This is a genomic window from Hufsiella arboris (assembly GCF_009834875.1).
Lineage (GTDB): Bacteria > Bacteroidota > Bacteroidia > Sphingobacteriales > Sphingobacteriaceae > Hufsiella_A > Hufsiella_A arboris.
Genome location: NZ_WVHT01000017.1, coordinates 1 through 22905, shown reverse-complemented (window position 1 = coordinate 22905; position 22905 = coordinate 1). Strand labels below are relative to the sequence as shown.

19 protein-coding genes and 2 tRNA genes are annotated in these 22905 nt (G+C 41.7%); 3 read left to right on the top strand and 18 right to left on the bottom strand.

Annotated features, from left to right (window positions below; all coding sequences use genetic code 11):
* Positions 1–7 precede the first annotated feature (7 nt).
* Complete coding sequence (locus GS399_RS20150; protein WP_160846465.1) at positions 8–1543, top strand: ArnT family glycosyltransferase; 1536 nt, start codon at positions 8–10, stop codon at positions 1541–1543.
* 1 nt (position 1544) lies between these two features.
* On the opposite strand, the gene GS399_RS20145 is transcribed toward GS399_RS20150, so the two are convergent.
* The 6 genes from GS399_RS20145 to GS399_RS20120 form a co-directional block, all read right to left on the bottom strand.
* The gene (locus GS399_RS20145; RefSeq protein ID WP_160846464.1) at positions 1545–2906 is read right to left on the bottom strand and encodes a pyridoxal-phosphate dependent enzyme; all 1362 of its coding nucleotides are present in this window, start codon (positions 2904–2906) and stop codon (positions 1545–1547) included.
* A 44-nt stretch (positions 2907–2950) separates the two neighbouring features.
* Positions 2951–3814 (bottom strand): AMP nucleosidase, encoded by an 864-nt coding sequence (locus tag GS399_RS20140; RefSeq protein WP_160846463.1) that lies wholly within the window; start codon positions 3812–3814, stop codon positions 2951–2953.
* Between the two features lie 50 nt (positions 3815–3864).
* On the bottom strand, positions 3865–5106 hold the full coding sequence (gene clpX, locus GS399_RS20135) for an ATP-dependent Clp protease ATP-binding subunit ClpX (RefSeq protein ID WP_160846462.1): 1242 nt from the start codon (positions 5104–5106) through the stop codon (positions 3865–3867).
* Positions 5106–5801 carry an ATP-dependent Clp endopeptidase proteolytic subunit ClpP gene (gene clpP, locus GS399_RS20130; RefSeq protein WP_160846461.1) on the bottom strand — a complete coding sequence of 232 codons (696 nt, stop codon included), beginning with the start codon at positions 5799–5801 and terminating at the stop codon, positions 5106–5108. The genes clpX and clpP overlap by 1 nt, the downstream gene beginning before the upstream one ends.
* 90 nt (positions 5802–5891) lie before the next feature.
* A complete protein-coding gene (gene tig / locus GS399_RS20125; protein WP_160846460.1) occupies positions 5892–7241 on the bottom strand; it encodes a trigger factor in 1350 nt (449 codons plus the stop codon).
* A gap of 59 nt (positions 7242–7300) precedes the next feature.
* Positions 7301–7382 (bottom strand) — tRNA-Leu (locus GS399_RS20120).
* A 265-nt stretch (positions 7383–7647) separates the two neighbouring features.
* On the opposite strand from GS399_RS20120, the gene GS399_RS20115 reads away from it, so the two are divergent.
* Together GS399_RS20115 and GS399_RS21165 are read left to right on the top strand one after the other, a co-directional pair.
* Positions 7648–8103 carry a ferritin-like domain-containing protein gene (locus GS399_RS20115; protein ID WP_160846459.1) on the top strand — a complete coding sequence of 152 codons (456 nt, stop codon included), beginning with the start codon at positions 7648–7650 and terminating at the stop codon, positions 8101–8103.
* Between the two features lie 155 nt (positions 8104–8258).
* Positions 8259–10643 (top strand): alpha-L-rhamnosidase-related protein, encoded by a 2385-nt coding sequence (locus GS399_RS21165; RefSeq protein WP_160846458.1) that lies wholly within the window; start codon positions 8259–8261, stop codon positions 10641–10643.
* A gap of 65 nt (positions 10644–10708) precedes the next feature.
* On the opposite strand, the gene GS399_RS20105 is transcribed toward GS399_RS21165, so the two are convergent.
* The 12 genes from GS399_RS20105 to GS399_RS20050 form a co-directional block, all read right to left on the bottom strand.
* Positions 10709–10788 (bottom strand) — tRNA-Leu (locus GS399_RS20105).
* Between the two features lie 3 nt (positions 10789–10791).
* A complete protein-coding gene (locus GS399_RS20100; RefSeq protein WP_160846457.1) occupies positions 10792–11322 on the bottom strand; it encodes an iron-sulfur cluster co-chaperone HscB C-terminal domain-containing protein in 531 nt (176 codons plus the stop codon).
* Positions 11323–11334: 12 nt separating this feature from the next.
* Positions 11335–12660, bottom strand: coding sequence for an RIP metalloprotease RseP (rseP, locus tag GS399_RS20095; protein WP_160846456.1), 1326 nt, complete (start codon positions 12658–12660; stop codon positions 11335–11337).
* A gap of 25 nt (positions 12661–12685) precedes the next feature.
* Positions 12686–13873: a 1-deoxy-D-xylulose-5-phosphate reductoisomerase gene (locus GS399_RS20090; RefSeq protein ID WP_160846455.1), complete on the bottom strand. Its 1188-nt coding sequence runs from the start codon at positions 13871–13873 to the stop codon at positions 12686–12688.
* Positions 13866–15368 (bottom strand): GH3 auxin-responsive promoter family protein, encoded by a 1503-nt coding sequence (locus tag GS399_RS20085; protein WP_160846454.1) that lies wholly within the window; start codon positions 15366–15368, stop codon positions 13866–13868. The genes GS399_RS20090 and GS399_RS20085 overlap by 8 nt, the downstream gene beginning before the upstream one ends.
* A gap of 11 nt (positions 15369–15379) precedes the next feature.
* Complete coding sequence (locus tag GS399_RS20080; RefSeq protein ID WP_160846453.1) at positions 15380–16171, bottom strand: hypothetical protein; 792 nt, start codon at positions 16169–16171, stop codon at positions 15380–15382.
* On the bottom strand, positions 16168–17136 hold the full coding sequence (locus GS399_RS20075) for a glycosyltransferase family 2 protein (RefSeq protein WP_160846452.1): 969 nt from the start codon (positions 17134–17136) through the stop codon (positions 16168–16170). Before GS399_RS20075 ends, GS399_RS20080 begins: the two co-directional genes overlap by 4 nt.
* Before the next feature lie 37 nt (positions 17137–17173).
* Entirely contained in the window at positions 17174–18124 is a 951-nt protein-coding gene (locus GS399_RS20070; RefSeq protein WP_160846451.1) for a glycosyltransferase family 2 protein, read from the bottom strand.
* A 105-nt stretch (positions 18125–18229) separates the two neighbouring features.
* Positions 18230–18799, bottom strand: a complete 570-nt coding sequence (locus GS399_RS20065) for a DUF4199 domain-containing protein (RefSeq protein ID WP_160846450.1) — start codon at positions 18797–18799, stop codon at positions 18230–18232.
* Between the two features lie 7 nt (positions 18800–18806).
* Positions 18807–19478, bottom strand: coding sequence for a hypothetical protein (locus GS399_RS20060; RefSeq protein ID WP_369410143.1), 672 nt, complete (start codon positions 19476–19478; stop codon positions 18807–18809).
* Complete coding sequence (locus tag GS399_RS20055) at positions 19478–20734, bottom strand: dihydroorotase (RefSeq protein ID WP_160846449.1); 1257 nt, start codon at positions 20732–20734, stop codon at positions 19478–19480. Before GS399_RS20055 ends, GS399_RS20060 begins: the two co-directional genes overlap by 1 nt.
* Positions 20734–22788, bottom strand: coding sequence for a BatA domain-containing protein (locus GS399_RS20050; protein ID WP_237488016.1), 2055 nt, complete (start codon positions 22786–22788; stop codon positions 20734–20736). Before GS399_RS20050 ends, GS399_RS20055 begins: the two co-directional genes overlap by 1 nt.
* Positions 22789–22905 lie beyond the last annotated feature (117 nt).

Here is a 22905-nt window from a genome sequence, read left to right as displayed (position 1 = left end):
GTAATTGATGTCGTTATTTCGCAGGAATACCAAAGAAGCCAACCTGATTATTTTCTTTACTTTATTAAAACTGTCGCTTCATCTGCTGGCTAACGCCAATTATGGATTTCACAGAGACGAATTTTTATATATCGTGCTCGGCGAGCATCTCGACTGGGGATATAAAGAAGTATCGCCGTTTATTGCTTTGGTTGCAAAAACATCATCAATACTTTTCGGAGAAAGCGTATTTGGATACCGTTTTATTCCCGCTCTTTTTTCAGCAGGTATCGTATTTCTCGTCGGATTAACCACGTTTACAATGGGCGGAAAACGATTTGCCATTACAGTCGCCTGCTTAGGAGCAATTGTATCACCGGCATTTCTGGCAAGCGGCTATTTGTTTCAACCTGTCGTTTTCGATCAGTTTTTTTGGGTTTTAAGCGCCTATTTACTGGTCAGATACATCCAGATCAAAAAAACATCTACGCTTTACTGGTTGGGCCTGGCTTTGGGTCTTGGTGTTCTTACCAAATACACGATGGCATTATATGCTGCCGGACTTTTGTTAGGATTACTTATTTCGGGTCAAAGAAGATTATTACTTAACAAACATTTTATCGCTACGGCGATCATTGCGATTTTACTAATTGCACCAAATTTTCTATGGCAAATAACTAACGACTTTCCGGAGCTGAAACACTTACAGGAACTCAAGGAAACTCAATTGAATTATGTAAAACCGCTTGACTTTATACTTCAGCAATGCATCATTCATGCAACCGGGATATTGGTATGGCTGCCCGGATTATTTTACCTTTTCATCAGTCGGGTTAGAGGAAAGTTCATGCTGCTTTCCATTGCGTATTTGGTTACGATGACAATGCTGGTGATTCTTCATGGAAAGATTTATTACGGCTTTGGTGCGTATCCTGTACTTTTCGCCGCCGGCGGTTTGGCCTGGCAACGTGTGCTCAATCGAGTCCCGAAAACTTTTAAATATGCTATTACCTGCATCGCTTTACTTCCGGCCCTGGTATTTCTTCCTATAGCCATCCCGATTTTACCATTTAATACGGCCCTTGGCTTCTTTGCATATTTTAAAGAAAAGGGTTTGGATTTTCCATTGAAATGGGAAGATCAAAAAATTCACGCGACCACCCAGGATTATGCCGATATGCTAGGCTGGGATGAGATCGCGCAGCATGTAAATAAAGCTTATCAAAGCCTTGACGATGAGGAACGGAAACAGACGACGCTGTTTGCTCAAAATTACGGACAAGCGGGAGCTATCAGCCAACTTGGAAAACAATATCATCTGCCTCCTGTGGTTTGCTTAAATAGCAGTTTTTCTATTTGGGCGCCCGATTCCATACAAACGCAGCATATTATCTACGTCCACGAAGGTGTTGATAATTTAAACGACGTTTATAAAAGCGCCATAAAAATTGGTGAGGTGGTAAACCCCTATGCCCGCGAAAAAGGAACAACTATTTACCTGTTATCGGGACCAACTATTGACATAAACCAGCGTTACAGAACCGAACTTAAGGAAGTCAGGTGATTTATTCAGAAATAGCGGTGATAATATCGTACTGAGTTATTATTTCAAATTTTCCGGATTCGTCTTCTACCAATACCGCGCTATTTTCTTTGTTTATCAGCGACGAAATTTTGTCGATCGACGTATTCAAATCGACAAACGGAAATGACTGTGTCATCACTGAGTTGATAGGTGCAGACTTCGCTGATGGATTATCAAGCAAAGCATGTAAAATTTCACTTTCAGTGATCTTCCCTACAACTTTTTCATACTGAGTAACCGGCAATTGCGAGATGTTAAGCGTTTTCATGGTGTTGATCGCTTCGAGCAAAGACTTTTCGTTGTCGAGCGTTACAATCTCCTGGCGCTCTCTTTGCGATAAAATAGACTTTGCGGTCAATTTGTCATCCTTTAAAAAGCCACGTTCGCGAAGCCAGTCGTCATTAAACATCTTACCCATATACCGGGAGCCGTGATCATGGAAAATTACAACTAAAACATCATCGGGTCCTAATTTATCCTTCAATTGCATTAATCCTGCTATTGCCGCCCCCGCAGAATTTCCTACGAAAATCCCTTCTTTACGAGCGATTTCGCGTGTCATCAATGCCGCATCTTTATCCGTTACCTTTTCGAAATGATCGATCACACTAAAATCGACGTTCTGAGGCAGAAAGTCCTCTCCTATGCCTTCGGTGATATAGGGATAGATTTCGTTTTTGTCGAATATTCCGGTTTCCTTATACTTTTTGAAAACTGATCCGTAAGTATCAATTCCCCACACTTTTATAGCAGGATTCTTTTCTTTAAGGTATCTTCCTGTTCCGGAAATCGTACCGCCGGTTCCAACGCCAACAAGGAGATGTGTGATCTTTCCTTCGGTCTGTTCCCAAATCTCGGGACCCGTTTGTTCGTAATGAGCTTCAGTATTTGACAAATTATCGTATTGGTTGGGCTTCCAGGCGTTTTTTACTTCCTTCTCTAACCTTGACGATACAGAATAGTAAGACCGCGGATCTTCCGGCTCCACATTGGTAGGGCAAACGATCACTTCTGCGCCAAATGCGCGCAGCGCGTCAACCTTTTCTTTTGATTGCTTATCGGTAGTGGTAAAAATACATTTATAGCCTTTGATCACAGCAGCTATAGCAAGGCCCATTCCGGTATTTCCGGAGGTACCTTCTATAATTGTTCCGCCTGGTTTTAAGCGCCCGTCGGCCTCTGCATCCTGAATCATTTTAATGGCCATACGATCCTTAATTGAATTGCCCGGGTTTGTCGTTTCAATTTTCGCTAAAACTGTTGCCGGGATATCCTGCACAATTTTGTTAAGCTTAACTAAAGGTGTATTACCAATCGTTTCTAAAATGTTGTTATACCACATGATGCAAAAATAAGAAAACTACCTTTCCGATAGGATATCTAAAATTAAAATTGAAGATGTTTTACAGTGAGTTTGTTATTTATCAGCTGCTTGAGTGATTCTATACCGATGCGAAGATGAGTTTCCACATAGTTTTCAGTCACTTTTGAATCGCTTTCCGCTGTTTTAACGCCCTCCGGAATCATTGGCTGATCCGATACTAACAACAAGGCCCCTGTCGGAATTTTATTCGAAAATCCAGTTGAGAAAATTGTTGCAGTTTCCATATCGATCGCCATGGCACGGAGTGTTTTCAGATACTTCTTAAAATCGCGGTCATGTTCCCAAACCCTGCGGTTCGTTGTATAAACGGTTCCGGTCCAGTAATCGCGTGAGTGCTCACGGATTGTTGTCGAAATAGCCTTTTGAAGAGCAAATGAAGGCAAAGCGGGAACTTCGGGCGGGAAATAATCATTCGATGTTCCTTCGCCACGTATTGCAGCAATCGGAAGGATTAGGTCTCCTATATTGTTTTTCTTTTTCAAACCACCGCATTTACCCAAAAATAAGGCGGCTTTTGGCTTTATCGCGCTAAGAAGATCCATCATTGTGGCGGCCAAGGGGCTTCCCATACCAAAGTTGATGATGGTAATTCCTCCGGCTTTCACGCTTTGCATTGGCTTATCAAGTCCCAGTATCGGGGCGTTGTCATGCCATTCAGAGAACAACTGCAGGTATCTCGAGAAATTGGTTAGAAGAATGTAATCTGAAAAATCTTCAAGTTTGCGGCCGGTATAACGTGGCAGCCAGTTATTTACAATATCTTCTTTTGACTTAAGGCCCGATTTAACAGGGCTTTCTACTTCTTTGATCTTCCTGGCCTTGCCAACAATCTCAGGGTTTTGTTTTACTTCTTTTTCTTCGTTCATATTTACAATTTACATTATACAAAAAATCCCCCGCTTTCGCGGGGGATCACTTATGCAACTTTCAGTTTCTTTATATCAGATTTTGCAAACTTCTCGACCGCATAGTCCAGCGTTATATAGAGCTGTTGGCTATCCTTTTTCTGGGACGGGACTTCAAACATTGCGTCAATCATTATTGCTTCACAAATTGATCGTAAACCGCGGGCACCTAATTTGAATTCCATCGCTTTATCTACAATAAATTCAAGCACTTCTTTGTCGAAATCAAGCTTAATGTTTTCATAGTCGAACAACTTCTTATATTGCTTGGTCAATGAATTTCTTGGCTCGGTTAGGATATTGAGCAAAGCGGTGCGATCCAAAGGATTCAGATAAGTAATAACCGGCAATCGTCCGATCAGCTCGGGAATCAATCCAAACGCTTTCAGATCCTGCGGAGTGATGTATTTGTAAAGATTATTTAAATCGATGTTCACATCGTCTTTCTTAACCTTGTATCCAACGGTTTGTGTGCGAAGACGATTCGCGATTTTCCGTTCGATGCCATCAAATGCACCACCGCAGATAAACAGGATATTGCTTGTATTTACCGCAATCATTTTTTGATCGGGGTGTTTACGACCACCCTGCGGCGGAACGTTAACGATGGTGCCTTCAAGAATTTTCAGCAAGGCCTGCTGAACTCCTTCCCCGGAAACATCACGGGTTATAGACGGATTATCACTTTTACGGGCAATTTTATCCACCTCATCGATGTAAACAATGCCTCTTTCAGCAGCGTTAACATCGTAATCAGCGGCCTGAAGCAATCGTGTAAGAATACTTTCTACGTCTTCTCCTACATATCCGGCCTCCGTTAAAACGGTAGCATCGCAGATACAAAAAGGAACGTGTAACACTTTAGCAATCGTTTTAGCTAAAAGAGTTTTACCTGTTCCGGTTTCGCCAACCATGATGATGTTTGATTTTTCAATCTCAACTTCATCCTTTTCAACTTTTTGATTTAAGCGTTTATAGTGGTTGTAAACGGCAACGGAAAGCACTTTCTTCGCGTCGTCCTGCCCGATCACATACTGATCCAAATGTTCTTTAATCTCCAGAGGCTTCAGCAAAGTCAGATTTGACTGCGGAGATTTAGATTTCCGTGTGCCCAACTCTTCTGAAAGAATCTGGTTTGCTTGTGCAACACACTTATCACAAATGTGAGCATCAAGCCCCGCAATCAGCATAAGCGTGTCCTGCTTACCCGAACCGCAGAAAGAACATTTAATATCTTTTGAGTTTTTACTCATTATTTGTTTTCTAAAGTGTTTGCCAGAACTTCATCAACCATGCCAAATTCCTTCGCCTCGGAAGAAGTCATCCAGTAATCCCTGTCGGAAGCCTTTTCAACCCATTCGTAAGTTTGACCGGAATGTTTTGATATAATATCGTAAAGCTCTTTTTTCAGTTTCAACATTTCACGCAGGTTGATCTCCATATCTGAAGCTACTCCTTGTGCACCTCCCGATGGTTGGTGAATCATCACTCGTGAATGCTTCAATGCCGCCCGCTTACCTGCTGCGCCTGCAACCAATATTACCGCCCCCATTGAAGCGGCCATACCAGTACAAATTGTTGCAACATCCGGCGTGATATACTGCATGGTATCGTAAATACCTAAACCTGCGTATACCGACCCGCCTGGCGAATTGATGTAAATCTGTATATCTCTTTTGGCATCGGTTGACTGTAAAAACAATAACTGAGCCTGGATGATATTAGCATTCGAATCATATATCGCATCTCCAAGGAAAATGATACGATCCATCATTAATCTAGAAAAAACATCCATTTGAGCTACGTTCAGCTGGCGTTCTTCAATGATATACGGTGTCATTGCCGATGGTGTACTTTCAACCCGCGAAATAAATTTATCTACATGCAAACCATTAAGACGATGATGCTTAACAGCGTATTTACGGAACTCGTTTTTATCAATATTCATAATTCTAAAGTTATACAGTTTTAAAAGTTGAATGTTTATAGTATTTCATTTTTAACGTTGAAATTACAATAAGCCCTCAACCCTACTTCGCTATGCTAACTCCAGAAACTTATTGTAATCGATTTCTTTTTTATCTAATGTAACAACGGTTTTCAGATATTCAAAAACCTTCTCAGCTTTCACTTCTTCAAAAATGCGGTTAGCATTTTCCTTATTCTGTAAAAACTGAACAGTATACTGCGCTAATTGCTCCTCAGACACTGCCTGCGGGCTATACATTCTGAACTGTCCATCCAAACGTCGTTTTGCTGTTTCAAAAATATCTTCGTATTTGATCTCGATGTTATTATCCTTGATAATTCTATTTTCGATCAGGGTCCATTTAAGATTTTTAGCAAAATCATCGTATCCTTCTTCCAGTTCTGTTTCGCTAAGATTGCTGTTAGTTACTTTCAACCAGCGTTTCAAAAATTCGTCCGGCAATTGGAAATCAACTTTGTCCATCACGAATTTATGAAGGTCTTGCTGTAAACGCTGATCTGCATTCTGAACCATCATTGCTTCAAGTTCTTCTTTAACTTTCGCTCTGAAATCGTCTTCAGTTTTTACAACATCGGCGCCCCAAAGCTTATCAAAAAGCTCCTGGTTTAAATCACCCTCTTCTAAACGATTGATATTTTTTACTGTCAGTTGAAATTGCGATTGCAGATCTTTTGCATCGTCTTCGCTGATATTCAATACTTTGGCTATCGCAGCCGCGTCGCCATCAAGAGCCTTTTTAAGATCAATGCTGATAACATCATCTTTCTTTAAGCCGATCAGTGACTTCCTGATTGAGTCGTCTTTCACCTGATCAAGGCGAAGGGTTGAAGTGCTTGCTATCCCTTCATCAAAAACAGAACCATCCTGTGCTAACTGTTTAAAGTCAGCAAACAACATGTCACCATCTGCCGATACGTCAGGATTGGTACGTTTACCGTAAGCTTTGCGGAGGCTGACAATACGCTCATCCAACGTTTTGTCATCAACCTTAATATCGAAATGAGGTAAAATGTCCTTCGATGAAAAATCGATAGCAAACTCCGGAGCTACACCGATCTCATAATCGAACTCAAAGTTGTCTGTATAATCCCAGTTATACTCTTTTTCGTCGTCAGATTTTTTCGGAATCGGCTGACCAAGCACCTCAAGTTTATTTTCATTGATGTAGTTATCAATAGAACTCGCCAGGAGGTTATTTACTTCGTCGACCAGGATGCTCTTTCCGTACATTTTCTTGATATGTGCAGGAGGAACCATGCCCGGACGAAATCCAGGAAGTTTTGCTTTTTTTGCATGATCCTTAATTGCCTTTTCAACCTTTTCCATGTAATCGGCAGGTGTTAAATTTACCTTTACCACGCTGTTAAGGTTATCGATTTTCTCCTGTGTAATATTCATTTTTTATGATTTATCGTGTTATACAAAAAACCCCGGTTTTTGCCGGGGTTATAATCTTGTGCGGAAGAAGGGACTCGAACCCCCACGCCTCGCGGCGCCAGATCCTAAGTCTGGTGCGGCTACCAATTACGCCACTTCCGCAGTTAGGATTTATTTTGGACTGCAAAAGTAGCGTTTTCCAATTAAATTGCAAAACAGAAAGTTCATTTATTTATTTCCCGTTGTCTTTCAGGCATTTAAATTTCATTACCAGTAAGCACTGAATAAATGTCCGAATTCTACCCGCTTGCTTATCATGACATATTCGGCAAAAATTGCGGATAGTAATACGTCTAAATTCTCAAAACTCTCAATCGTTAGGGTTGTTATTCAGTAACTCAAATCGCTATACGCTAAAGAAACTGACATGGAAAACGAAAATGAAAAAGCAGTAAATAATCTTAAATTTCTTCTATCCATAACAAACGATGGAAAAGAGGGATTTAAAAGCGCCGCGGAAAACGTAGATTCTCCGGAATTGAAGGCATTGTTAACCACCTATTCAATACAGCGTGCCGAACAAGCCTCTGATCTCAAAACGTGCATCCGTAAAACGGGCGGCGATCCGGACAACGATACCGGCGGACCATTAGGCGCTATCCACAGGGCATGGATCGAAGTAAAGACCGCATTTACGACAAATGATAACAAAGCCGTGTTAGAGGCCTGCATAACTGGCGAAAAATCGGCACTCGATGCGTACGACGAAATATTGAAAGATGAAAGCTTGGATCCGGGAACCCGGCAAGTTTTAATTAGTCAGCGCGAAGCCATCGCTAATACTCTTACAAATATTGAGTCTCTGGATAAGCAACATGCTTAAATAGGGCCGCTTATTTATAGCGGCCCTATCATATTTCAGCCTTCTTAAAGGCTATATTCCTCGTTATCTGATTAAAAAGTTAAATTGGGTCTTTAAAAGCGTCTAAAACAAGTCGGCTTTTAGACAGTCAAACCAATTAAACCTAATAGAAACGAGTGAAAAAATTTACCTCCATTTTAGTATGCTTAACAATTTTTGTTTCCGGCACGCAAGCCCAGTCGGGTTTGACAATCAATCCCAATCTTCTGACAAAGCAATGGACTGCAAAATGGATATCGCATCCAACCGCCTCAACAAAAGATTACGGAGTTTTTAATTTCCGTTCTTCATTTAATCTTAAAAGCAGGCCTGACTCATTCATCGTTCATGTGACAGCTGATAATCGTTACCGATTGTATGTTAATGGCTCCGCTGTAGGACGCGGTCCGGCTCGTGGTGATAAAACACATTGGCAGTACGAAACCTATGATCTTTCTAACTATTTGAAACCTGGTAATAATCTTATCGCTGCACAGGTTTGGAATGCAGGAGAGTATGCACCGGCAGCACAAATGTCCCTTGAAACCGGGTTACTTGTTCAGGGAGATACGGAAAAAGAATCGATCGTAAATACAAATTCCAAAACATGGAAGGTTTATCAAAATAAAGCCTTCAGTCCATCGCCAGTGACGGCTGCAATGGTTAACTATCAATACTATGCGGCTGGAGCATGCGATAGTATCAATGGAACTAAAATGCCCTGGGGTTGCGAGTTGGCAGACTTTGACGACACCGGCTGGTATGCAGCTAAAGAAACACACTCGGCACAACCTATAAATTTCTCATTTGGTTATGGCGAGAGCAATGGCAGTTTAATGCCACGAACTATCCCTATGATGGAAGAAAAGCTGCAACGCATTTTAAAAACAGTCAGGAGCAAAGGAGTAAAACAAGATGATGGATTTATACAGGGAAAGAAAACCTTATTGATTCCGGCGAATAGCGAATGCCGGGTATTGCTCGACCAAACTTATTTAACGACAGCTTACCCGGTAATGCTCGTAAGCGGCGGAAGAGGCAGCACAATCGATATTGCTTACGCTGAATCTTTACTTGACAGCGGTCTTCACAAAGGTGATCGTAATGAAACGAAAAACAGAAAATTATTGGGATATCACGATGTCTTCATCCCTGACGGCAAGCCAAATCGACTCTTCAGCACGTTATGGTACAGAACTTACCGGTATATCGAACTTACAGTTAAAACAAAAGAAGAGGCACTCGAGATCAATGATTTTTACGGAATCTTCACAGCTTATCCTTTCCAGAGAAAAGCTGAATTTAATTCGGAAGACACATCTTTAAAGAACATTTGGAACGTTGGCTGGCGCACTGCAAGGCTTTGCGCTAACGAAACCTATTACGACTGCCCCTATTATGAGCAATTGCAATATATCGGCGATACGAGGATCCAGGCATTAATTTCTTTGTATGTAACAGGCGATGATCGTTTAATGCGCAACGCCCTTCAAATGTTCCATTATTCACAAGTAGCTGAAGGAATTACACAAAGCCGTTATCCTTCGGCATTTCCGCAGATGATCCCGCCTTTCTCGCTTTACTGGATAGATATGGTTCATGACTATCATACCTTCCGAAATGATACAGCTTTTGTAAAGCAATTTTTACCAGGTATACAAAACGTCCTGGCATGGTATGAAAAGTATATCAACAGTGATTCATTGCTTGGCAACGTGCCGTGGTGGAATTTTGTCGACTGGGCCTCTGACTTCGAAAAAGGTGTTCCAACCGGCAACGACGACGAGGGATCCGCTATTTTGACCCTCCAATATGTTTATGCTCTTGACCGGGCGGCTGACCTTTTTAGTTTTTTCAAAAAACCTGGGGAAGCACAATATTATCTGTCTCTTGCTGAAAAACTTCGGCAGTCGGCAAAAAACACCTGCTTGGATAACAAACGACAGCTATTTGCCGATACGCCGAAAAAAACCGCGTTCAGCCAGCAAGTAAATATTCTTGCAGTTTTAACGAATACAGTTCCGGAAACACAGCAGAAAGCGATCATGGAGCAGATATTAACGGATACAACATTGACACCGTCCTCAACATACTTTAAATTCTATCTTTTTGAAGCGCTTCGCAAATCAGGACTAGGTGACAAATTTTTAAACTCGCTTGATTCCTGGAAAAACATGCTTGCCCAGAATCTGACGACCTTTCCGGAAGAAGAGAATAACACACGCTCCGATTGCCATGCATGGAGTGCAAGCCCGATAATTGAGTTTCTTTCAACAGTTTGCGGCATTGAACCGTCTGAAGCTGGCTTTAAAACTGTAAAAATCGAGCCGAATCTTGGCTCATTAACGTCGGTTAATGCAAAAATGCCTCATCCGCTTGGGACAATTGAAGTAAACTTAAAACGAAAGGCATCTTCAGGAATTCAGGCAACAGTGACTTTGCCGGAAGGCTTAACAGGAAATTTCATCTGGAATAATGAGAAAATCGCACTTAAACAAGGAAAACAGACTATTTCCAGATAAGTCTCATCAGCGTCAATAAAAAAAGCCTTCAGAATAAACTGAAGGCTTCTTACGAGGCTTTAAAGTACCCAGAGCCGGAGTCGAACCGGCACGGTTTCCCACAGGTGTTTGAGACCAGCGCGTCTACCAATTCCGCCATCTGGGCTTATTAGCGGGATGCAAATCTATTCAAACTATCCTTTATTCGCAACAAATATTTTTTCCTGTACCAAAGATCTTTGATTTTCAGCAAGATTGATTTCTTATCTGCATCCCCAGCGGTGTCAAAAGATTGTTTTAGATTGCTCATCTCGCCAACAATAGCTGTCTCAAACTGATCGACTTCGCCGGTTGCTTTGGCGATCGCCACCGGGTCGGCATCAAATTCCAGTTCCATTAACTGCTCATTAATGTCCATCATGTCCATCAAAAATTCCTGAGGAAGCTGATATTTCTCCCCTTCGGCAATTAAGTCGTTTAACTGGAGTACGTAGTGCGTTATTTTTTCGGCGTCCGAAAAAACCTGGTAAGCTTTATTATTAAGTGTCGATAGTTCAAGTATTTCCTGCTGCTTATCCTGGCTTTCATTCACATAAAAATCAGGATGATAACGCTTACTCAGTTCGTAAAATTTTTTTTTTACGGCCGCTTTGTCAACGTTGAAAGTTACAGGCAATTCATAAAACTCAAAGTAATTCATTTGCCGTTCAGCCTAATGCTTAAAAACTTTGAGGATATCGTTTCCTAAAACGAAAACCATCAGCGCGACGATAATACAAAAGCCGACAATCTGGGCGCGTTCCATAAATTTATCGCTTAGCGGGCTTCCCTTGATCATCTCAATAAGCAGGAACATTGCATGTCCACCGTCTAAGGCAGGAATCGGTAACAAATTCATCAAAGCTAAAGCCATCGACAATAGTCCTACCAAACTCCAGAATTTGATCCAGTCGACCTCGCTACCAAACATTTTTGCAATTCCCACGGGACCAGTAAATGCCTTATTGGCTTTAACCTGCCCGGTAAGAACTTTACCCAAACCTTTCGCATTATCGGTAAACGATCCCCAGGCTTTTGAAGCACCAACAGGCAACGATTCAATAAAGCTGTATTTAGCATGCTCAACCGGGTATTCCAATTTCGGAATTACAACGCCAATGGTACCTTCGGCAGAAACCTGCGGATTAAGCTGAACAACCTGGTTATTTCTTAAAACCGATAAACTTACTGCCTTGCCCTTGTTGCTTTGAATAACCGGAAAATACTCATCGAAAAAATGAACGGGCTTCCCATTGACGGAAAGTATACTGTCGCCTTTTTGCAAACCAGCCTTTTGGGCTCCGCTTGACGCAGCGACCTCGTTAATTCTTCCCATTACCACGCGTGGCTCTACAAACTCAGCTATTCCATAATCGGAAACCTGCTCAAGCACGTTTCCGGGAATGTCAAGTATTTTTGTTTCGCCTTTGCGGTCGATCGTAATTGTGCTGTTACCCAACAAAACCTTGGAACTGATCAGCTCTTCAAAACGAACTATCTTTTTGCCATTAACCGCGGTGATCCTGTCACCATTCTGCAACCCAATATTTTTCCCGATAACACCCGGGGCAACACCATTGACGAGTTTATCATTAGGGGTATAGCTTTCGCCGTATTTAAACGTTAGCATCCAGAAAATAAAAATTCCCAAAACGATGTTTACGAAAACGCCGGCAAGCATGACAATTAGTCGCTGCCATGCGGGCTTCGAGCGAAATTCCCATGGCTGTGGCGGTCCGGCCAGTTGCTCAGTATCCATCGATTCATCGATCATTCCTGTGATCTTCACATATCCTCCGAGGGGAAGCCATCCAATCCCGTATTCGCAATCTTTATATTTGAAACTAACGAGCTTCACACCCCATGCGTCGAAGAAGAGATAAAATTTCTCCACCTTAATACCAAATGCCCGCGCCGCTAAAAAGTGCCCTAATTCGTGTAAAATCACTAATATGGATAAGCCCAGCAAAAGCTGGCCGGCCATAATTAATCCATCCATCTATTTATTTTTTGTTTTGATTCTATTAAAAACTACTTGTTACAAACTCACTTGCAATGACCCTCGTTAAGCGATCGGTTTCAAAATAATCCGATAACGAAGGGTTGGCAACATACGAAACTTTTGCCATACAAACTTCAATCAGTTCACTCATCTCCAAAAAGCCAATCCGGTCGTTCAAAAATTCTGCCACTGCAATCTCGTTGGCAGCATTAATTATACAAGGCATATTTCCGCCTGTCCTTAGGGCCTCGAAAGCAATGGCAAGATTTCGAAATGTATCCGCATCCGGGCGTTCAAAAGTCAATTGCGGGTAATCCAGGAAATTAAAACGCTGAAATTGTGTTTTTATTCGCTGGGGGTAAGTCAGTGCATATTGAATTGGCAGTTTCATGTCAGGCAGGCCCATCTGCGCCTTCATCGAGCCGTCTTCGAACTGCACAATAGAGTGAATAATTGACTGCGGATGCACTATCACGTCAATCTGGCTGACATCTAAGTTAAACAGCCATTTCGCCTCGATGACTTCAAGTCCCTTGTTCATCAGGCTGGCCGAATCGATAGTGATCTTAGCGCCCATAACCCAGTTCGGATGTTTCAGCGCCTGCAGCCTGGTTACAGTTTTTAGAAAATAAGAATCGCGCCCCCTGAAAGGACCACCCGAAGCAGTCAGATAGATCTTTTCGATTGTATTTTGTTCTTCACCAACCAGGCATTGAAAAATAGCTGAATGTTCTGAATCAACCGGCAATATTTTAACCCGGTATTTTGAGGCCAGACTAGTAATTAAATCTCCTGCAACTACCAGTGTTTCCTTATTCGCCAATGCGATATCTTTTCCCGCTTTAATAGCCGCTACGGTGGGTTTTAAACCCGAAAACCCTACCAGAGCTGTTAAAACTATATCAATGCTATTGTTTGTAACTACTTCTGCAATGGCATCAGCTCCTGATAAAACCGTTATATCCGTTTCGGATAAACCACTTTTAACTTCCTGATAGCGTGTATCATCTGCAATGACAACGTAATCAGGATTAAATTTTAGCGCCTGTTGAATTAAAAGATCGGCATTGGATTGCGCAGTAAGAACGCAGGCCCGAAAGAGCCCGGGATTGCTTTCTATTACTTCAAGCGTCTGCTTTCCTATACTTCCGGTGGATCCGAGAATAGCTATATTTCTTAATTCTGCTATTTCTTTTAAAGATTTATTCATTGGTGTTCGCAACGATTTCATCCGCAATTTTCCTGTCGTTTGATAATCGTGGTAATTTATTTTGACCTCCCAGCTTGCCTTGTCTGCGCATATAGTTTACAAATGTATCTTGTTTTACACTTCTTATCAGTAAAGGCTGTAAAATTTTGCCTTCGATCAAATCTTTGTAATACACGTTTTTTTGCTGAAGCCGTTCGTCAACCTCCTGACGGAAACTTTCCAGATCAGACGGCTGTTCAGAAAATTCGATAAACCATTCATGATAAGGCAGCTCTCCACGCTCAGGATTTACCTGCGGCGCTACGGTAAATTCTGTGATCTTAACCTGGTATTTTTCCGCAGCTGCCATCAGAGCACTTTCCACTTCCTCTCCTATCACGTGTTCGCCGAAAGCTGATATATAATGTTTAATGCGGCCGGTTACAACGATCTTATAAGGATTTAATGAAACGAACTTAACCGTATCGCCAATATTATAACCCCAAAGCCCGGCGTTGGTGTTTAATATCAGGACATAATTTTTATTCAAAACAACGTCTGCCAGGCTAATTCGCGTGGGGTTATCATTATAGAATTCGTCAGCTGGGATAAATTCATAAAAAATTCCTGAATTTACCAGCAGCAGCAAGCCTTTTTCTGATTGAGAGTCCTGGTAAGCGATAAATCCTTCTGAGGCAGGATAGGTTTCTATCGAATCAATTTTTCGGCCGATACTTTCTTCCAGACGGGCCCGATAGGGTTCGAAATTGACGCCACCGTAAACAAAAAGGCTGAAATTTTTAAAGATGCTGCTTATTTTTTTCCCATCTGACTTCTGGATAAGCCGGTCGAAATACATTTGCACCCATGGCGGGATTCCGGAAATCAGTCGCATGTCTTCCTGTATTGTTTCATCTACTATCTTGTCAACCTTCGCCTCCCAATCTTCCATACAATTGGTTTCGTAAGATGGCAATCTATTTTTCTGAAGGTAGTTTGGAACGTGGTGAGCGACAATCCCCGATAATCGTCCGACTGATATGCCATGCTTTGAGTCGAGAACAGGGCTTCCCTGCAGGAAAATCATTTTCCCATCGACAAAATCGGCTTTACCTGTTTCACGGATATAGGTAAGCAAGGCGTTACGCGCAGCCTTAATATGTTCGGGCATCGATTCTTTGGAAATCGGAATATATTTTACGCCGGATGTTGTGCCGGATGTTTTGGCAAAATACTGTGGTTTGCCAGGCCATAAAACGTCTTCTTCTCCATGTACTACGCGATCGACATAAGGACGTAAACCTTCGTAGTCGCGTATAGGAACCTGATTTTTAAATTCATCGTAGGTCTTGACTTTGCTAAAGTTATGATCTTTTCCAAATGAAGTGTCTTTAGCCGTATCAAGCAATTGACGGAATACTTTTTCCTGTGATTCAACGCCGTTAAATTTCCATTTATTTACTCCTCTTACTACAAAAGCAGCCAAGGGTTTGCTAAGAAATGCCTTCAACCCCATCAGAATAAGCGCTAAATTATGTTGTGAATAATATCGGGATCTTCATCGCCTCTGTATTCGGCCATCATTTGACGATAAGCCACAGCGATTGCAACACCCGAAAGAGGCACGATTAAAAATGAATTTACAATACTAATAATTGTCGAAAGAAAGGAATATCCCTGGTAGTTGAAATAAAAGGAAAGCGCATGGAAGATCGCGAAAAACACCAGTAGCAAAAATATTTTAGTGAAATTTCCACGAGTTATAGCAAGGCTAAACCGTATTGATTTAAACGGATGTGCGTTTTGATCGATAATAAAGAACGGAAAAAACGATATCCTGATCCAGGTAATAATTATAGCGAGCATTCCCAATGAAGCTGCCACCTGGATGATCATATTCATATTAAGTCCGGTATAAATCAGGGGAAAAAACAGCACCGCAATCAGCGCGTAAACCAATATGATGCAAGCAATAAAATAAAGCGTTCCGATAAGGAAAAATGCTATCTGCTTACGTGTAGGAACCGAGTTGCGAATCGTTACGTTGCCTGCCTCCTTATCATCAAGCAGACGCAAAATGTACTTAAACAAGGTAAGTTGTAATCCGAAATAAAAAAGGATAAAGAAGATAAACATCAGCACATTAATTCCCCAGTTTATCTCACCCATAAAACCAGCCAGAATCTCCGACAAATTCCATGTAATAAACATCAATAAACCTAAACCTGCGATCGATATGTAATGCTTTTTAAGTAAATCAATAGCAGTTTTTAACACGTCATTTACGGCGAAACTACTTTCCTTTAAAAAATCTATCATGAATGCTTTAAGATAACTCTCTTCCAAAAATCCTGCATAAAACCTAAACCGTAAGCTGTGAGCTGTATGAAGGCCGCAAAGATGCTCAAAAATGCAACTTTAAACGATTTATTTACGATCCACGAATGGAAAAATACTAACAAAATAAAGAGAGCGACAACAATGTTGCACAACAGTGATATTGGCAGCTGTAATAGATTAACTAATATACTGAAAATAAGAAATAATGTAAACAGCGCCGGGAAAAAATGGACAGCTTTTAACTGTGTGGGAAAATATTTATAAATGTTAATTCTAGCCCTTCCGAAAAAGTGCAATTGCTTATAAAATTGCAAAAAGCTTGTTCTTCTTTTATGGTAAACAACGGCATCAGGTATTAATCCAATTTTAAACCCTTTGGAATGAATACGGATACTGTATTCGATATCCTCACCTAAACGGGTCAGGATAAAACCACCAACAGATTCCCAAACCCTGCGGGAAACACCCATATTAAAACTTCGGGGATGAAACTGTCCGATGTGCTTTCTATTACCACGGGTGCCGCCGGTTGTAAATGGCGACGTCATGGAATAACTTATCGCCTTCTGTACATCTGTAAATGATTCGTGCGCAGCATCAGGGCCACCGTAAGCATCCAGCTTTTGTTCTTCTACTCCTTTTTTTACTACTTCGAGATAATCTGACGGAATCAGGCAATCCGAATCAAATATTACGAAATAATTACCCTTAGCCCGCTCAAAACCAAAATTCCGTGTGAAACCCTGCCCTTCATTCTGCTTGAAATAATAAGTGACATCCAACTGTGGCTTGTATTTTTCAACGATCTCGCGTGCATCCAGTTTTGATCCATCTTCGATAACCAGCACCTCAAATGATTTGTATGTTTGAAGTGTCAGCGTGTGAAGAAGCTCATCAATTTCCTGGGGGCGATTATAAAGCGGGATGATTATGGAAAAAAACATCTGATGATAGGAAGTTTAACTAAATAAATTCAATGACTTAAACCGTCCTGTCAATTTGATACGAATTACGTTCGGTTGAATTTCTGGACACCAGTTCGGCGATAAAACCGGTAAGGAACAACTGAAAACCGACAATTATAGCAACAAGCGCAATATAAAACAGCGGCTGATCCGTTACATTACGATATTTAACGCCATGTGATATATCAACCAATTTATCAGCGATCAACCAGATGGTTATGATCATACCAGCGAAAAAGCTGAGAACGCCCATCGTTCCGAAAAAGTGCATCGGCCGTTTCGCGAACTTGCCTACGAAAAATATTGAAAGCAGATCCAGAAAGCCATTGATAAAGCGGCTTAAACCAAATTTCGTTTTACCGTATTTGCGTGCCCTGTGCTCTACAACCTGTTCGCCTATCCGCCTGAAGCCAGCCCATTTCGCGATTACCGGAATATAACGGTGCATCTCGCCATACACCTCGATGCTTTTTACAACATCCTTTTTATAAGCTTTTAATCCGCAATTGAAATCGTGAAGATTTTTAATTCCGGACATCTGCCTGGTGGCAGCATTAAAAAGCTTGGTTGGCAATGTCTTGGTTATAGGATCATAACGCTTTTGCTTCCATCCTGATATAATATCAAACCGCTCGTCAACAATTCGGCGGTAAAGTTCAGGTATTTCGTCAGGACTGTCCTGCAGATCGGCGTCCATCGTAATAACTACATTTCCCTGAGCCGTTTCAAATCCGACATTCAAAGCCGCTGATTTTCCGTAATTACGCCGGAATTTGATACCGCGGATATTCGGGTGACTGGTTTTCAGCTGTTCTATAACATCCCATGAATTGTCGGTGCTGCCATCATCTACCAGGATAATCTCGTATGAAAATCCATTTCTATTCATCACCTCACGGATCCAATTGGTTAATTCCGGAAGCGATTCTTCTTCGTCTAATAAAGGTATAACAACCGATATATCCATTAATGTGCTGTATATGTTAGTCGCATGCGTTGAGCCGCGTGCAAAAAAAACGTGCAAATTTTATCAAATTAACTGATAAAATTTGCACGAATGAGTTTTTTTAGATTATTCTTCTTCCTGAACAGAAGCGAAAACAGGCTGTTCCTTTTTGAAAATCGCCGCAAATATCAGCGACATAATAAATTCAATCAGTATTCCAATGGCCAGCGTTTTAAAGAATTGAGCGATAGTTGGATTAAACTGTGCCTGCATATTTTCTTTAACCTTAACAATCACCTCGTCAATTTTGTCCTGATCCATTCCCATTTTGTCATAAGTGTTTGTCAGGTTGGTTTCAACGAACGACCAGATTTTGTCAAATGCCTGTGGTTCAACAAACTTGTAGAAAAGCGTTTGTAAGATTCCCGAAGTTAAGCCAGCGATAAACGCCATCAAAAAAATTCCTTTTAAAGCTTGTCTGAAGGTCCAGAATCCGCCGATTTTTTTTCTCAGATCGATAGTAAAAACGATGTAAAGCACAAGCGATATTACGCCGATACCGACGCCGAACATCGTTGAGCCCATTAGTGACGGTGCAACGTAGTAAATCACCACGTTGATAACAAATGTGATTGCAGCCAGGATTAATCCGTTGGTAATCGCGGCTTTGTTAAGGTTTTGAAGGGATGGTTCCATTTTTTAATTATGCATTATAACTGATTAATAAAGTATAAACAGCCGCATCAAAATCGGGCTCTATACTTTTACTAATATACAATTCTAACTCTTTTTCGCCAGGTTCCGGCTCATAAAAGAAACTCATGAACGGATAAAACAGCTCTTTCATTTCCGATGAATCTGAAATTGTTCCGGCTGTACGCGCGATTTCTTCGTATGAGCTCTCCACAAGCATTTGATTGGCTATCACATCTTCGTAAATGTGATGCTCGTCCTGGAATTCATCCTCATCAACCAGCAAAAACTCCTTTAAATAGTCGTCAAGACCAGGTTCAATACCTTCATCCTCACATTCCTTCAAATAAAGCAGAACATTCAGCAGCTCGGTACCGCGTTCCAGCGTCTCTTCTTCAATGGCTTCCCATTCCGGAGAATCGAGGTAGTCTTCCTCAAGTTTTTGTACATCTTCCGAGAAGAAATTAATCAACAGCAGATCGAACAAGATCTCTCTTAAACTTTCAAGCTGCGGCGAATTGTCTACCGCTTCATCCAATGCTGCAACTTTATCGGTAAAGACCTGTTCCGAATCAAAAATTGACTTAGCGACATCACTGAAAGCAGTCACATCGTGATCGCCAACCTTCCCAAATGTTCTGATTAGAGCATCGAGGGCATTTTCTACTTTTTGATCCATCATTAAAAATTTAAAGTTTGATTATTATTAACCACTAAGGAAACCTTTCCTTTAAGTTTTTGACCGAACATGGGTGAATTAACCGATTTAGAAAAGTTCGTATCGCTGTTAAACTCCCACTCGCTTTCTGTATCAAACACCACGAAGTTCGCGGTACTGCCTTTTGTTAATCCAGGCATTTGTTTACCAAGAATTTTCCGCGGGCCAACAGCTAATTTTTCTACCATCATTTCGGGCGACAACCCTGCTTTTACCAGTAAAGGCAAAACAGTCTGCAAACCGATTATACCATAGGATGCAATTTCAAACTCCACATTTTTGTGCTCAATTTCGTGCGGCGTATGCTGGGAAACGATTGCGTCGATCGTTCCGTCTTCAAGTCCGGCGATAAGTGCCTTTATATCTTTTTGAGTTCTCAGCGGAGGTTTTACCTTGAAATGGCTGTCGAATCCACTAACAGCTTCGTCAGAAAAAACCAGATTATGAGCCGCAACATCGCAGGTTATTTTTAGACCTTTCTTTTTTGCTTCCCGTATTAATTCAACACTCTTAGCCGTCGAAATTGTAGAAAAATGAATTTTTGAATCATTGTATTCGGCGAGAAATATATCGCGGACAATCATTACTTCTTCGGCAAGCGACGGAATGCCCTTCATACCGAGGTAAGTACTTACTTCGCCCTCATTCATTTTACCTTTACCTGCGATCAATGAATCTTCCGCGTATGACATAACCAAACCGTTGAAACCTTTTGCGTACAATAAGGCTCGGCTCATCAGCCCCGAATCGGTAACAGGTTTATCACCGTCTGTAAATCCAACGGCACCAGCCATATTCATATCATAAAGCTCGGCAAGGTCCTTTCCTTCCCTGTTGTAGCTGATTGTTCCGAGCGGAAACACATCAACGATAGCATTTTTAGTTTTATTTACGATGTAGGAAACCTCTGCCTTCGAATGCACTGGAGGTTGCGTATTCGGCATGGCCACGACCGCTGTAAATCCTCCGGCTGCTGCAGCTTTTATACCGCTGTCCAGGTCTTCCTTCGTTTCAAGGCCCGGTTCGCCAAAATTGGCGTTAAGGTCGACAAAACCCGGTGAAAGATACTTTCCGGCGCAATCAATTACCCGGGTATTTTCGTCACCAGGAACGTCGAAACCGGCAATGATACCGTTTTCAATTAATACGTCGGTTTTTTTTCCGTTCAAAGAAGATTCGGGATGGAGAATTGTTACAGCTTTAAGCAGTGCAGATTTCATCAAATGGTATTTAATTTGAAGCTTTTTACGCGATAGTACCTGATCAGAAGGACTTCGGCCGCTAAAAAAATCAAGGCCAAAATTAGACAAACTTTCCACAATTGCGAGCCTTGTTCAGCAGCTTTCACCTCATTTTGCATAGATGTTTTTTCTGGTGTGTAGAATTTTATTTTGCTGCCGCTGAATTGGCTTTTAATCTGCCCTTCATTCATAAAGCTCATTACCGATTCAACGCGGTTATTGTTAAAAGCAAATACCGAAACCAGACTGTCAGCTTTAAACAAATTGTAAAAGCCCTCCTGTTTAACCTGGTCGGCGATAAAAAGGCGTGTATCCGTTTCAGTTTGCCTGACATCCGGGATAATATCGTAACGGTCCGAACGCAGTTTAAAGCTTTGGTTAGACGGTAACACGGTTTTAGTTATTTCCACCACCTGGTCTTGTCCAAGTTTATAAGATATTCTACCGGCATTTACGCTTGCAAGTGCGGCCTGGTACATAACCGGCACGAATAAGGCGTGTCGAGCCAGGTTAGAAGCCTCGCTATCAAGCGGCACAGCTGACAAATAGACTGTTCCTTTGCCGCTTTTATAACTGCTAAGCAAACTTTCGTTGCCGGCAAAATTTATCAGCGGCTGTTTATTTGCACGAACAGCGGTAGAATAACGGATATATTTTTCAGCAACCGGAAGATCCATATTACGGGGAATACTTTCGAATACGTTATTGAAAAATTTGCTCTGATGATTAATTGAGACGGCTTTAGTTTCCTTAGCGACAATTTCTGAAGGAAGATCCGTTCCCAGGTTTTGAAGCAACTGCCGGATATTCGACAAATCGTTATCTAAGGAAGGAAAAATAAAAAGACTCCCTCCGTTGCTCACGTAAGTTTTTAATTCGTTGGCGAGGCCGCCGGGAATAGAGTCGAGATTGTTTAAAATAATAAGCGGGTAAGCTGATAAGCCCGAATAATTCACATTTCCCGTATTAGCGTTTCGCAGAACGAAGAAAGGATCAGAACGATAAACGGCCTGCAAATATGGACTGGCTCCCTGTGAATTGATCGCTAGAACTGAAAGATTCTTCCGCACCTGGAATGAGAAGTAAAACTGGTCGTCGAAAGTAACAGGAAAATCTTTTATACTCACTTTACCACGCTGCCATCCGCCGCCGAGGCCGCTGAAGTTCAATGTGTCGTTAGCTGATGCTCCTGCTTTAACCGATATCGTTCCTACGGCTTTCTGCGAGCCATTAATTTCAACCTGGACGGCAATCTTTTCCGAGTCTTTATCAGCATTGTTAACCAGTTTTACAACCAACTGCTCCCGGCTTCCAGGCCTGTGAACGGGTGAAATAAACCAGGCAGAATCTATAGAAACATTGGGCAGTTCATTGGCTTTCAGCCTGACAAAATTAATTGTTGCTATGCTATCCCGTTCAGATTGCCCGCGCCCGAGCATTGACGTTTGGAAATCAGAAATGATGAACTGGCTTTTACTCGCATTTGAATGATTAGCAAGCGCATCGGTTTGCCGGTTAACGATCTCCTGCAATGTTCTTGACGCACCGCTGATCTTAACCTCATCTATATGCTGTTTTAGCTCGTCGTAATCAACTAAACGCTGGTGCCTTCCTTCGAAATCATTGGTTAAGAGCTGGAATTTAGTGTTGGGCCCGTAGCCGGAAGCGATTTCTTTTGCCCGGCGTTTTGCCTCATCAAGCAAGGTTCCCTCACGGTTGACGGCCTCCATGCTGAAAGAATTGTCGACATAGATACTAACCAGGTTTCCGCCCTCCGGCTGTTTATATTGCTCGCCGGGGATGAAAGGCTTGGCAAAAGCCAGCACCAAAAAGATAATTGTCAGAACTCTGGCGGCCAGTATCAGCCATCGTTTAAGTGATTTGCTGGAAGATGTTTGCTGCTCGATATTTTGAAGCAGCCTTACATTGGTAAAATAAACCTTTTTATACTTGCGGAAATTAAACAGGTGGATGATAACCGGAACGGCGACAGCTGCTAAAGCGATAAGAAATGCCGGAAAAAGGAAGCTCATTCAAAGCAAATTTACTATTTCGCGGGAGAAATAACAGGGTGGAGAAAGATTTCAATCATTAATAACCTGCAATACGGTTTCTGTTTAAAAAATCATACGCCCTGTGCGAATTGTTCA

Bases quoted from the DNA above. Each gene is read 5' to 3' on its own strand.
- GS399_RS20150 (WP_160846465.1), top strand. From the start codon at position 8: ATGTCGTTATTTCGCAGGAATACCAAAGAAGCCAACCTGATTATTTTC.
- GS399_RS20145 (WP_160846464.1), bottom strand. From the start codon at position 2,906: ATGTGGTATAACAACATTTTAGAAACGATTGGTAATACACCTTTAGTT.
- GS399_RS20140 (WP_160846463.1), bottom strand. From the start codon at position 3,814: ATGAACGAAGAAAAAGAAGTAAAACAAAACCCTGAGATTGTTGGCAAG.
- clpX (WP_160846462.1), bottom strand. From the start codon at position 5,106: ATGAGTAAAAACTCAAAAGATATTAAATGTTCTTTCTGCGGTTCGGGT.
- clpP (WP_160846461.1), bottom strand. From the start codon at position 5,801: ATGAATATTGATAAAAACGAGTTCCGTAAATACGCTGTTAAGCATCAT.
- tig (WP_160846460.1), bottom strand. From the start codon at position 7,241: ATGAATATTACACAGGAGAAAATCGATAACCTTAACAGCGTGGTAAAG.
- GS399_RS20115 (WP_160846459.1), top strand. From the start codon at position 7,648: ATGGAAAACGAAAATGAAAAAGCAGTAAATAATCTTAAATTTCTTCTA.
- GS399_RS20100 (WP_160846457.1), bottom strand. From the start codon at position 11,322: ATGAATTACTTTGAGTTTTATGAATTGCCTGTAACTTTCAACGTTGAC.
- rseP (WP_160846456.1), bottom strand. From the start codon at position 12,660: ATGGATGGATTAATTATGGCCGGCCAGCTTTTGCTGGGCTTATCCATA.
- GS399_RS20090 (WP_160846455.1), bottom strand. From the start codon at position 13,873: ATGAATAAATCTTTAAAAGAAATAGCAGAATTAAGAAATATAGCTATT.
- GS399_RS20085 (WP_160846454.1), bottom strand. From the start codon at position 15,368: ATGGGGTTGAAGGCATTTCTTAGCAAACCCTTGGCTGCTTTTGTAGTA.
- GS399_RS20080 (WP_160846453.1), bottom strand. From the start codon at position 16,171: ATGATAGATTTTTTAAAGGAAAGTAGTTTCGCCGTAAATGACGTGTTA.
- GS399_RS20075 (WP_160846452.1), bottom strand. From the start codon at position 17,136: ATGTTTTTTTCCATAATCATCCCGCTTTATAATCGCCCCCAGGAAATT.
- GS399_RS20070 (WP_160846451.1), bottom strand. From the start codon at position 18,124: ATGGATATATCGGTTGTTATACCTTTATTAGACGAAGAAGAATCGCTT.
- GS399_RS20065 (WP_160846450.1), bottom strand. From the start codon at position 18,799: ATGGAACCATCCCTTCAAAACCTTAACAAAGCCGCGATTACCAACGGA.
- GS399_RS20060 (WP_369410143.1), bottom strand. From the start codon at position 19,478: ATGATGGATCAAAAAGTAGAAAATGCCCTCGATGCTCTAATCAGAACA.
- GS399_RS20055 (WP_160846449.1), bottom strand. From the start codon at position 20,734: ATGAAATCTGCACTGCTTAAAGCTGTAACAATTCTCCATCCCGAATCT.
- GS399_RS20050 (WP_237488016.1), bottom strand. From the start codon at position 22,788: ATGAGCTTCCTTTTTCCGGCATTTCTTATCGCTTTAGCAGCTGTCGCC.